This window comes from Marinobacter sp. SS21 (assembly GCF_028369065.1).
Classification (GTDB): domain Bacteria; phylum Pseudomonadota; class Gammaproteobacteria; order Pseudomonadales; family Oleiphilaceae; genus Marinobacter.
This window is the reverse complement of record NZ_JAQNDA010000013.1, coordinates 28832-40494: the sequence shown is the minus strand read 5'-3', so window position 1 is coordinate 40494 and position 11663 is coordinate 28832. Positions and strand designations below refer to the sequence as shown.

The 11663-nt window shown below is 62.3% G+C and carries 8 protein-coding genes; 3 read left to right on the top strand and 5 right to left on the bottom strand.

The annotated features are described in order from the left end of the window. The first annotated feature begins 172 nt into the window (after positions 1-172). The gene (locus tag N6L25_RS15635; RefSeq protein ID WP_271982184.1) at positions 173-2467 is read left to right on the top strand and encodes a molybdopterin-dependent oxidoreductase; all 2295 of its coding nucleotides are present in this window, start codon (positions 173-175) and stop codon (positions 2465-2467) included. 20 nt (positions 2468-2487) lie between these two features. Continuing rightward, positions 2488-2943, top strand: coding sequence for a DUF2489 domain-containing protein (locus N6L25_RS15630; RefSeq protein WP_271982096.1), 456 nt, complete (start codon positions 2488-2490; stop codon positions 2941-2943). Positions 2944-3274: 331 nt separating this feature from the next. Here N6L25_RS15630 and N6L25_RS15625 read toward each other — a convergent pair whose 3' ends face one another. The 3 genes from N6L25_RS15625 to N6L25_RS15615 all read right to left on the bottom strand — a co-directional run bounded on the left by N6L25_RS15625 (position 3275) and on the right by N6L25_RS15615 (position 7925). After that, positions 3275-4642, bottom strand: coding sequence for an aminoacyl-tRNA deacylase and HDOD domain-containing protein (locus tag N6L25_RS15625; protein WP_271982094.1), 1368 nt, complete (start codon positions 4640-4642; stop codon positions 3275-3277). A 237-nt stretch (positions 4643-4879) separates the two neighbouring features. Further along, positions 4880-6955 (bottom strand): ATP-dependent DNA helicase RecG, encoded by a 2076-nt coding sequence (gene recG, locus N6L25_RS15620; protein WP_271982092.1) that lies wholly within the window; start codon positions 6953-6955, stop codon positions 4880-4882. A gap of 7 nt (positions 6956-6962) precedes the next feature. Continuing rightward, entirely contained in the window at positions 6963-7925 is a 963-nt protein-coding gene (locus N6L25_RS15615) for a hydrogen peroxide-inducible genes activator (protein WP_271982090.1), read from the bottom strand. Positions 7926-8041: 116 nt separating this feature from the next. Between N6L25_RS15615 and N6L25_RS15610 the strand changes: the two genes are divergently transcribed. Beyond that, positions 8042-8917, top strand: a complete 876-nt coding sequence (locus tag N6L25_RS15610; RefSeq protein ID WP_271982088.1) for an NAD(P)H-binding protein — start codon at positions 8042-8044, stop codon at positions 8915-8917. Positions 8918-8961: 44 nt separating this feature from the next. On the opposite strand, the gene N6L25_RS15605 is transcribed toward N6L25_RS15610, so the two are convergent. Further along, positions 8962-9348 carry a RidA family protein gene (locus N6L25_RS15605; RefSeq protein WP_271982085.1) on the bottom strand — a complete coding sequence of 129 codons (387 nt, stop codon included), beginning with the start codon at positions 9346-9348 and terminating at the stop codon, positions 8962-8964. A gap of 102 nt (positions 9349-9450) precedes the next feature. Further along, positions 9451-11598, bottom strand: coding sequence for a RelA/SpoT family protein (locus N6L25_RS15600; RefSeq protein WP_271982084.1), 2148 nt, complete (start codon positions 11596-11598; stop codon positions 9451-9453). Between the last annotated feature and the right edge of the window lie 65 nt (positions 11599-11663).

The window sequence follows — 11663 nt, the reverse complement described above, 5'->3', positions numbered from 1 at the left end:
TCCTTGATCTGACAGGCCAGCCTCCGGGCTGGCCTTTTTTATGGCCGCCTTTGCCTGTGTTCAGCATTTCCCCCCACCCCCGCTTTCCTGCTAATCTGGTTGCCTCGTGAAACTGCAAAACCCGAGCGATCAGCGTCGTTACGGAGAGGACTGGGGAGAACTGGAGAGCGCCATGGAAAACGGAACCCACTATCGCACCTGCCACCTTTGCGAGGCCATGTGTGGCGTTGCTATTGAGGTGGACAACGGCCGCATCGAGTCCATCAAGGGCGATGCCGACGATCCGCTGAGCCAGGGCCACATCTGTCCAAAAGCCGTAGCGCTGAAGGATCTGCATGAGGATCCCGACCGTCTGCGCAAACCGATCCGGCGCACCAGTGACGGCTGGCAGGAAATGGAGTGGGACGAGGCCCTGGATCTTGTGGCCAACCGCCTGCACCGCATTCGCACGGAACAGGGCCGCAATGCCCTGGGGGTCTACCTGGGCAACCCCAATGTCCACAACCACGGCGCCCTGGTGGCCAATCTGCCGTTCCTGCGGGCTCTGGGTACCCAGAACCGGTTCTCCGCCACCTCCAACGACCAGCTGCCCCACATGCTTGCCAGCCTGGAAATGTTCGGCCATCAGCTGATGTTCCCTATCCCCGACATCGACCACACCCAGCTGTTCATCTGCATTGGCGGCAACCCGATGGCCTCCAACGGCAGCCTGATGACGGTGCCGGATTTCCGCGGCCGGATTAAGGCGCTGCAACAGCGGGGCGGCCGCATGGTGGTGATCGATCCCCGGCGCACCGAAACCGCAGCCGTCGCTGATGACTTCCATTTCATTCGCCCCGGTACCGATGCCCTGTTGCTAATGGCCATGGTCCACACCCTGTTTGAAGAAGAGCGGGTGGACCCGGGACAGGCGGAAACCTGGCTCAAGGACGTCGACCTGTTGCGGCTGGCCTCGCTGCCCTATCGCCCGGAGGCGGTGAGCAAACACACCGGCATTGAGGCGGACGCCATCCGCAAGCTGGCGCGCGAGCTGGCCACTACCCCCAAAGCCGCCATTTACGGTCGCATCGGCACCAGCACCCAGGCCCACGGCGGCGTCGCCACCTGGCTGATTTACGTGCTCAACATTCTGACCGGCAAGCTGGACGCCAGCGGCGGCGTGATGTTTACCCAACCCGCCATCGACCTGGTCGCCCTGGGCGCCCTTTCAGGCCAACAAGGGCACTTCGACCGTCGCCGTAGCCGGGTGCGTCAGTTGCCGGAATTTGGCGGTGAGTTCCCGGCCAGCACCATGGCGGATGAGATACTGACCCCCGGCGAGGGGCAGATCCGCGCCTTCGTCACCATCGCCGGCAACCCGGTGCTGTCCAGCCCCAACGGTGGACGCCTGGAAGAGGCCTTAGGCGGTCTGGAGTTCATGGTGTCGGTGGATTACTACCTGAATGAAACCACCCGACATGCCGACGTGATCCTGCCGCCCACCGCCGCCCTGGAACGTAGTCATTACGACCTGATCTTCAATCTGTTTTCGGTTCGCAATACCGCCAAATACAGCGAAGCCCTGTTCGAGCCCACGCCGGACAGTCGCCACGATTGGCAAATCCTGCTGGGCCTGGCCCACCGGCTGGAAAAGCTGAGCCACGGCGGGCGCCTACCGCTGCGTTCCGAATTGGGCTGGCGCGCCTTCCAGCGACTGGGGCCCGACCCGATTCTCGACTTGCTGCTGCGCAGCGGTCCCTATGGCCAGGAACTCGGCCCGGTCCGGTCCTTGGCAGAGCCCGCCATCGACCTGATCCAGGACATCCTGCCAACGCGGCATCCGCTGCGGGTACTGGCCGCCCTGAGCCCGATGAATCGGCGCTGGCAAGCGATGCCCAAGGGTCTCTCCCTCAACACGCTGTCGGCCTGCCCCAACGGCATCGACCTGGGCCCGCTCCAGCCTTGCCTGCCCGAGCGACTCTACACCCGTGATGGCAAGATCAACCTCGCCCCTCGACGCTATCTGCGCGACCTGGACCGGCTCTATCAACGGCTAACCCGCCCCCAGGAGGATGGCTTGTTGTTGATCGGACGGCGCCATGTTCGCAGTAATAATTCCTGGATGCACAACAGCAAGCGCCTGGTCAAAGGCAAGGACCGCTGCACCCTGATGATTCATCCCCGGGATGCCTCCCTTAGCGGGCTGAAAGCTGGCGACTCCGCCGAAGTATCCAGTCCGGTTGGCCAGGTGGTGCTGCCGGTGGAAATCACCGAGGATGTGATGCCCGGCGTGGTGTCGATTCCCCATGGCTGGGGCCATAACCGCGAGGGCACCGGACAAACCGTCGCCGCCGCCCACGCCGGAGCCAGCATCAACGACGTCGTGCGCGACGACGAGATCGATACCCTGAGCGGCACCTCCGCGCTCAACGGTCAATCGGTCAAGGTTCGCCTCTGGCGGGCTGACCGCGTACGCAAACGCGCCTGAGCCGCAGGGAGCAGCCAGTCATGCCCATCGGGTTACAGTGGACGCTCATCGTATTGGGGCTGATCGCCATCGTCTTGCTGGCGGCATTCATCGGCCGTCAGCTGCGACTGCTACGGAAGGATAAGGCGCTGAAACGCAAGCACGCGGCGTTTCAGGCCCAGCGACGCACTCAGATCGTTGAGAGCATCCGGGTACTGGCCATGGCGATTGAGGAAAACCAGGTGGAATATTCGGAGGCCTGCCTGAGACTCAAGGGGCTGCTGGAGCTGATCGATCCGGAACTGCTGACCCAGGCGCCGTATCAGGTCTTTCAGCAAGTACATGATCAGATCCAGCACATGCCTACCCACCAGACACGCCAGGACACCGACCTGAAGTTCATCCGAAAATTGGACAAGGATCGCTTCGCCATCGAAAGTCAGCATGCGGAGGCCATTCAGCGGGCCGCCTCCGCGCTCCGCCAGCATCCCTTCTGAGGCCAGACGCATTTGTAACGTTTTGTAACTGAGCGCGATGCACCAGCCTTCATTTTGCCAGTTAAATCAATTCCATCCAGCGGCGCCAAAAAATAGAGGCCGGTTCACACTTTCGAACCCGGCCCGAATCCCTGTTCTTTTGCAAAAGATTGACTAGCTTTAACGTAGGGGCCAACGAGGGGGACTGCCGGGGAGCAGTCTGCGCTGCCCGTCTACGACGCCCATAGCGCCCATCTCATGAGTGGAATGATCTGCAACTAGCGGGTGAACTTGCCGGCCGATTTGGCCGGCTTTTTTTGGTCTATGATTCGCTCACCCAGGGAGCCACTGATTAGCCCTGCATCATGCCGGCGATGGCCAGGACGCTGTCTTTAGCTTCCACCAGCTCATCGAAGTGCTCAGCAACCTTGGCTTTGTCCAGGCCCAGCTCCTGATAGAATGAATCCGCCACCCGCTCGCCAGCGCCAAGGGCGATGCCCCTTTCGGTGAGCAGTTGGCGCCCCAACCAGAGCAACTTGGGGTAGACATCGTATTCACCGTCGTAGTCGGGATCTTTCTGGTGGCGAACCGCCACCGTCACCTCATCCGGCATACCCCAGTTAGCCATCAGTTGGGCGCCAATCTGCTCACGGGTAATACCCAGCAAGAAATGCTCGATCAGCGACGAATCCACCTGCGGATTGATCTCCAGTGAACGGCAGACCAGCTTGAAATGAGGCGGAAAAATATGGGCAAGTACCAGGTAGCCGAAGTTGTGCAACAGCCCGGACAGATAGGCCAGACCAAAGGCCGGGCGTTGGCCGCGGGGCATCAGGCTGGCCAGAAGCCCCGCGGCCTGTGCCTGCCAAATGGCTTGCTGCCAGTAGTCCACGTACCCTTCAGGCCGGTCCTGGGGCTGCGCCATGGCACGCCCCAGAGACAGCCCCACCGCCAGGTTCATCACCAGATCGAACCCAAGCACCCGGCACACCGCATCGTAGACCGAGCGAATCTGGCCGGCGGCGGCATAAAACGACGACGACGCCCAACTGACCACCTGCGCCGCCAGACTGGGATCGCTCTCGACGATGTCCACCAGATCCCCCACCATGGAATTAGGGTTCACCCGGAGCTGGATAATACGCTGTGCGGTTTCCGGCAGGGGCGGTAGCTCCAGGGTGTCATCCAGTCGCTGCTTGATGCGCAAACCGGTAAACCGCTTGATGGCATCGGTTAACTGCTCCAAATCGCGATCCGGCCGATTGCGATTCACTCCCACCGATTGGGGCTCAACCGCAATTGGCATCCGCTGAGCGCCGGCACTCAGCTCCTTGAACTCGGCTCCCTTAAGCATGATGGTTACGCCCTGGTCGATCAGGTTCAGTGCGATTACCGCCAGGTCGTCAACCGCCACGTCGACGACGGTGGGCAGGCCGGTCAGTGACGGCAATGCCGGTAAGTCCCGCAAGCCCGTCCGCTCTCGTACCAGCAACTGATCCGAGCCCGGCATCATGCGCAGGTCCCGATTCAGCTGTTTGTTGAGGGCATTGATATCGATAAGGTCCCGGTTGCGACAGATCACCTGAACCCGTCCCTGATCGTCGTTGAGCAGTACCATCCTCAGGGCCTGCGCCCCGGTCTCGGTGGAGGATACGTCTTTCAGTTCGACGTGCTCGGCGGAGTCCCCCAGAGCCTGGCGGACGATGACGGGCAGTTCCATGGTCTTCCCCTTGTTGTTCAAAGGCCCCTTGGGCCAACCGGTCTCACGCGCCACCGGCTACAGTTCGCCATCCCCTACGCTGTGGCTGGCAGGTCGCGAACATTGCCGAAGCCCCACATCGTCTGGTTATTATGCACTATAGATGACTCTGGGCCCGTCGGGGCCGAGAACCGGGACTTGCCGAGCCTCGCAATCACCCCAGGTCATCGCTGCCCTTCAGCGTTATCCAGCGGCCCGCTAGACCTCGCCATAGCGGGTGCGTTGCCCCAGCCAGCGCCGTACCAGCGCGCCGACCCGTTCCGGCTCCCGCAGTAACGGCGGCGCCATCTCCCGGATGGGCTCTATCCAGCCTTTGTCGCGTTCGAACTCCGCCAGCCGGAACTGCATTAATCCGGTCTGGCGCGTCCCCAACACCTCCCCCGGGCCACGGATTTCCAGGTCCCTTTCGGCAATGACAAAACCGTCCTGGCTGTCCCGCAACACCTGCAATCGGGCCTTACCATTTTGGGATAACGGCGGATGGTACATCAGCACACAGAAACTGGCGTCGCTGCCCCGCCCCACCCGGCCGCGGAGCTGGTGTAACTGGGCCAGCCCCAGCCGTTCAGGGTTCTCGATGATGATCAGCGAGGCGTTCGGCACATCCACCCCGACCTCGATCACCGTGGTCGCCACCAGCAGATCGAGCTCGCCGTTCTTGAACGCTGACATCACCTCCGCCTTCTCTGCCGCCTTCAGGCGACCATGGACCAGCCCAGTCTGCAACTCTGGGAGCCGTTCGGCCAGGGCCGCGGCGGTGGCCTCCGCCGCCTGGCATTGCAAGGCCTCGGACTCTTCGATCAGCGTACACACCCAGTAGGCCTGACGCCCGGTAGCGCAAGCCTGTCGCACCCGCTCGATCACCGCGTCCCGACGGCTATCCGGTACCGCGACGGTATCAATCGGCTTGCGCCCCGGCGGCAACTCATCGATCACCGAGGTGTCGAGATCGGCATAGGCGCTCATCGCCAGAGTGCGGGGAATCGGCGTCGCGGTCATGATCAGCTGATGCGGTGCCAGGTCGCCATCCACCCCCTTCTGCCGCAAGGCGAGCCGCTGATGCACGCCAAAGCGATGCTGCTCATCCACAATCACCAGCGCCAGGCGCTGGAAGGCCACGTCATCCTGAAACAGCGCATGAGTACCGATGGCGATCCCCACCTCACCATGAGCAACCCGCGCCAGCGCCTCGGTGCGGGCCTTGCCCTTGACCTTGCCGGAGAGCCAGGCAAGCCCGATACCCAGCGGCTCCAGCCACTGCCGGAAGCTGTTGTAATGCTGTTCGGCCAAAATCTCAGTGGGTGCCATCAAGGCCACCTGGGCACCGGCGGCGATTGCCTGCAAGGCCGCCAGCGCGGCGACCACGGTTTTACCGGAGCCGACATCGCCCTGTACCAGACGCAGCATGGGCAGCGGCTGACTCATGTCCTGGCGGACCTCGGCGCCCACTTGCAGCTGGGCGCCGGTCAACTTGAACGGCAACTGCGCCACAAAGCGCTGGACCAGGTCGCCCTGGGGCAACAGCGCCAACGCCTGGCGTTGCCGGATCTGTTCGCGGACCTGAAGCAGGCTGAGCTGGTGTGCCAGCAGCTCCTCCATAATCAGGCGTTGCTGGGTCGGGTGCGTGCCGGCAAGTAGCTGCGCCACGTTGGCATCCGCCGGCGGCGCATGCACCAGCGCAACGGCGGCGCTGATGCCCGGTAGCTGATAATCAGCCAGCAACGACTCCGGCAACAGTTCGCGAATGGGATAACGCTGTAGATAGGCCAGCGCCTGGCGACAAAGGTTCCGTACCCGTGGCTGTTGAATGCCTTCGGTGAGTGGGTAGACCGGGGTCAGGGTAGCGCTGCCGGGGGCGTCCATCGGCGGCGGGTTCACCTCGTACTCGGGGTGATACAGCTCATAGCCGGAGCGGCCGGCCCTTACCTCGCCAAAACAGCGGACCCGGTTGCCCGGAGACAACTGTGACTTCTGCGCGGCATTGAAGTGGAAAAAGCGCAGCACCAGGAACCCGGAATCGTCCCGTAAGGTCACCTGGAGACTGCGACGGCGTCCCATCACCAGATCATTCTTGACCACCTCGCCTTCCACCACGCCCACGTCGCCGACCCGCAGGCTACCCATCGGCACAACCCGGGTGCGGTCCTCGTAACGATAGGGCAAGTGGAACAGCAGGTCCTGCAGGGAGTGGATACCCAGCTTGGCCAGCTTTTCCGACAGTGCGGCGCCGACGCCCTTGAGCGTGGTGACCGGTAGATCCGCCAACGAGGTCATGATGAGCTCAGGCGCTGACGGAAGTGACCGGGGTTTCCTCGCGGGCCCGTTCCATAACCCGGCACTGACCGGCGGCCAGCCGCAGCATGTCGATGGCCTTGGGTCGGGGGAAGGTCACCCGCCAGGCCAGGGCCACGGTACGGAACGGCACCGGCGGGGCGAATGGGCGCACCACCAGGATGTCCTCCCGATATTGCATGGCGGTGGCGGCGGACAACGGCAATACCGTAATTCCCAGCCCCGAGGCCACCATATGGCGAATGGTTTCCAGCGAGCTGCCCTCGGTCACCAGCGCCGGCGATCCCGCGCTGTGCGTTCGGCGGGTGACGGCCTCCACCAACGGCGGACAGGATTCCAGCACCTGATCGCGGAAACAGTGTCCCGGCCCCAGCAACAGCATCTGTTCCTGCGCCAGCTGCTCCGGCGTCAGTTCCGCTGAGTCCGCCAGAGGATGCCTGGCCGGCAATAACACCACAAACGGTTCGTCGTAGAGCGGCAGGGTCACGACCTCCGGTTCCTCGAAGGGTAACGCCACGATGATGGCATCGAGTTCCGAGTGGCGCAGTTTCTGACGCAGGTTGGCGGTGTAGTTTTCCTCAATGTACAACGGCATGTCCGGTGCCCCCCGCCGCAATTCCGGCAGCAGGTGGGGAAACAGGTAGGGACCGATGGTGTAGATGGCACCCACTTTAAGCGGCGAACTGAGCTGATTCTTGCCGTCCTGGGCCATGTCCCGAATCACCCCCACCTGATCCAGCACCCGTTGCGCCTGCTCGATGATGCGCTGCCCGGTCTCGGTGACCCGGATACTGCTCTTGCTGCGCTCGAACAGCGGCACCCCCAGTTCATCTTCGAGCTTCTTGACCGCGACACTCAACGTGGGCTGGCTGACGTGACATCGCTCCGCTGCACGGCCAAAATGCTTTTCTCGGGCCAGAGTAACAACATAGCGCAATTCGGTGAGGGTCATGGAATGCTCCGGTCAGAACGTTACTGTGGTCAGGCGGTCATGCGGAATGGGGCATGACCGCCTGAAAAACGCAGTTCATAGCCTTCTTGGATGAAGCATAAGGATTGATATTGATTATGGCAATCACTCAAACACCGGGCCAACCCCGGATTCTGGTCGCCGGCTGCGGCGCCCTGGGCGGCATGATCGCCCGCCAGCTGAGCACCCAGGCAACGGTGTACGGTTTACGCCGCAACGCCAACAAAGTGCCCGCGGGCGTTCAGCCGGTGGCAGCGGATCTGTTGGCGCCGGAACAGCTGAACACGCAATTGCCGCCGGCGCTGGACGCCATCGTCTATTGCCTCACACCGGGGCGTTACGACGATGAGGGTTACCGCCAGGCCTATGTGACCGGCCTTGGCAACCTGCTCACCGCCGTATCCGGCCATCCAGTGAAACGGGTGGTGTTTATCAGCAGCACCAGCGTCTACCACCAGGACGATGACAGCTGGGTGACCGAGGACAGCGCCACCGCGCCCTTGCGGCACAGCGGTCAACGCATCCTGGAGGGCGAGCAGACCGCCTTGTCCGGTCCGTTTCCCGCCACGGTGGTGCGCTTCAGCGGCATCTACGGCCCCAGCCGCCGACGCTTCCTGAGCGCGGTGCAGCGTGGCGAGATGAACCCCGCCCAACCCGGGCCCTACAGCAACCGGATCCATGAGGCCGATGCCGCAGCGGCGGTGGCGCACTTGCTGGGGATGGCCCTGGCTGGCGAGTCGTTGGCCGATCATTACATTGCCAGCGACTGCGAGCCGGCGCGCCTCGATGAAGTGGTCACGTGGGTGCGGACGCAGGTGCCCTGCGCGCCACCGCAGCCGGATGCCCGCACGGCTGGGCGGGCCGGCAGCAAGCGCTGCGACAACCGGCGGTTACTGGCAACCGGGTTTCGCTTTCGTTACCCGGACTACCGGGCCGGTTACGGCGAGATGATCGAGCAGGAACGCGGCGAGTGACCGGCCGGCAGGGGGCTGGGCGGCCGGTCGCAGGCTGACGGGGATCAGCTCAGTACCATGACTGCGTCCATTTCCACCGGCACGCCCTTGGGCAAGCACGCCACGCCGATGGCGGCACGGGCGGGATACGGCTCGTGGAAGTACGTCGCCATGACCTCATTGACGGTGGCGAAATTACTCAGGTCCGTCATGTAGATGTTGAGCTTGACGATGTCCTCCAGGCCGCCGCCGGAGGCCTCACAGACGGCCTTGAGGTTATCGAACACCTGCCGGGTCTTGTCGGCGAAGTCGCCGGCAACGACTTCCATGGTTTCCGGCACCAGCGGAATCTGGCCGGACAGGTACACGGTATCGCCCGCTTTCACCGCCTGGGAATAGGTGCCAATCGCCTGAGGCGCATTATCAGTCTGAATCACGGATTTGTTGGTCATGACCTTGGGTCCTTCTCACTAAAACCGCCATCGTCGCCCCGCACCGCGACGCTGTCAACTGCCGGCCAGCGCTATCTGGCCAACCCGCGCACTGGCGCCGATTCAATGCCGGATGCGGCTGATGTGGGTCACCGCCCGGATATTGCGCACCCGTCGCATGACACGCGCCAGGTGGCGGCGGCCGTTGACGTGCACCACCAGACTGACGATCCCCAGCCGGGCATTCTGCTCTTCCACGCTGATGCGTTCGATATTGCCATCGGCCAACGCCACCGCACTGGCCACTTCGGCAATCACGCCACGCTGGCGCTCCAGCTCGACCCTCAGCTCCACGGAGAACTCGTCGGTGATGTCCTTGGCCCATTTGAGGTGGGTCAATCGAGCCCGAGCGTCATCATCTTCCGGTATCCGCGAGCAGGTGTCAGAGTGAATCAGCATACCATTGCCGGTATCCATCACCCCAACCACCGGATCACCGGGGATTGGCTTGCAACACTGGGCGAATCGCACCAGCAAACCCTCGGTGCCGCGAATGGTCACCGGTGAGCGGCCAAAGCCGCCATTGGGCTGTTTCAGATCGGCCTCGGTAGTGTCGGGGCCGACCTCGCCACTGACCAGTTGGCGGGCAATGAGGTAGGCCATGCGATTGCCCAAGCCTATCTCGCTGAGCAGGTCGTTCAGGCTATTTACCTGATTGTGCTGTACCACCGCCGCCACCTGGCTGTCGGACAGATCCGCCAGCTTCTTGCCAAAGCCATTGAGGGACTTCTTCAGCAGCGTCTTGCCCAGATCCACCGATTCGGTTCGTTTCTGGTGTTTGAGCACGTGGCGGATGCTGCTGCGGGCCTTGCCGGTGACCACAAAGCTGAGCCACGCCGGGTTGGGCCGGGCGCCGGGCGCGGTGATGACCTCCACGGTCTGGCCACTTTGCAGCGGTTGACTCAACGAGCCCAAATTGCGATTGATGCGACAGGCCACACAGGCGTTGCCGATGTCGGTGTGAATGGCGTAGGCGAAATCAACGGGCGTCGCGCCACTGGGCAATTCCATGATCTTGCCCTTGGGCGTAAACACGTAGATTTCATCCGGAAACAGGTCGACCTTGACGTGCTCGATGAATTCCAGCGAATCGTCCGCCCGCTCACGCATTTCCATCAAGCCTTTCACCCAGCGGTCCACCCGCTTCTGGTTGACACTAGCGATGCTGGACTGATCGCTCTTGTACATCCAGTGTGCGGCAATGCCGTTGTTGGCAATGTGCTCCATCTCCTCGGTACGGATCTGGATCTCGATATTGACATGCATGCCGAACAACGTAGTGTGCAGGGACTGGTAGCCATTGGCCTTGGGCATGGCTATATAGTCCTTGAAGCGTCCTGGCAACGGCTTGTAGAGGCTGTGAACGGCGCCCAGGATTCGGTAACAGTCGTCTTCGCTATCGGTAATAATGCGGAAGGCGTACACGTCCATGATCTCGTGAAACGACTTCTGCTTGAACTTCATCTTGTTGTAGATGCTGTTCAGATGTTTCTCGCGACCAATGATCCGCCCCGGCAGCCCCCGTTCGGTCAGCTTCTCTTCCAGCCTGCTGCGAATTTCCTCGATGATTTCCTGATGACTGCCCCTCAGCTTGGTCACCGCCTGGGAAATGTAGCGCGAACGCATGGGGTAGAGCGAGGAGAAGCCCAAATCCTCCAGTTCGGTACAGATCGAGTGCATTCCCAGCCGGTTGGCGATCGGCGCATAGATATCCAGCGTCTCGGTCGCAATGCGCTGGCGCTTGACAAAGGGCAGGGGGCCCAGGGTACGCATGTTATGGAGACGGTCGGCAAGTTTGACCAGGATGACCCGAATATCCCGGGCCATAGCCAGGGTCATTTTCTGGAAGTTTTCCGCCTGGGCTTCGGCACGCGAGCGGAATTCGATCTGGGTCAGTTTGCTGACCCCATCCACCAACTCGGCCACCGATTCGCCGAACTGATCGGCCAGGGCATCCTTGGGAATGCCGGTGTCTTCGATGACATCGTGTAACATCGCCGCCATCAGGCTCTGATGGTCCAGCTTCAGCTCGGCCAGAATGCTGGCCACCGCCAAGGGGTGGGTGACATAGGGTTCACCACTGCGCCGTCGCTGCCCCTCATGGGCCTGTTCGGCGTAATAGTATGCCCGCCGCACCTGGTTGATGCGGGTTGTATCCAAATAGCTGCTAAGTTCCCTGGCCAGGCCTTCGACTGTAGGCTCCGCTGACACCGCACCTCCCAATGACACTTGCTGGGCCGGACAAAAAAACCCGGATGCGCGCACCCGGGTTTTCC

Bases quoted from the DNA above. Each gene is read 5' to 3' on its own strand.
- N6L25_RS15610 (WP_271982088.1), top strand. From the start codon at position 8,042: ATGGCAATCACTCAAACACCGGGCCAACCCCGGATTCTGGTCGCCGGC.
- N6L25_RS15630 (WP_271982096.1), top strand. From the start codon at position 2,488: ATGCCCATCGGGTTACAGTGGACGCTCATCGTATTGGGGCTGATCGCC.
- N6L25_RS15625 (WP_271982094.1), bottom strand. From the start codon at position 4,642: ATGGAACTGCCCGTCATCGTCCGCCAGGCTCTGGGGGACTCCGCCGAG.
- N6L25_RS15605 (WP_271982085.1), bottom strand. From the start codon at position 9,348: ATGACCAACAAATCCGTGATTCAGACTGATAATGCGCCTCAGGCGATT.
- N6L25_RS15615 (WP_271982090.1), bottom strand. From the start codon at position 7,925: ATGACCCTCACCGAATTGCGCTATGTTGTTACTCTGGCCCGAGAAAAG.
- N6L25_RS15635 (WP_271982184.1), top strand. From the start codon at position 173: ATGGAAAACGGAACCCACTATCGCACCTGCCACCTTTGCGAGGCCATG.
- recG (WP_271982092.1), bottom strand. From the start codon at position 6,955: ATGACCTCGTTGGCGGATCTACCGGTCACCACGCTCAAGGGCGTCGGC.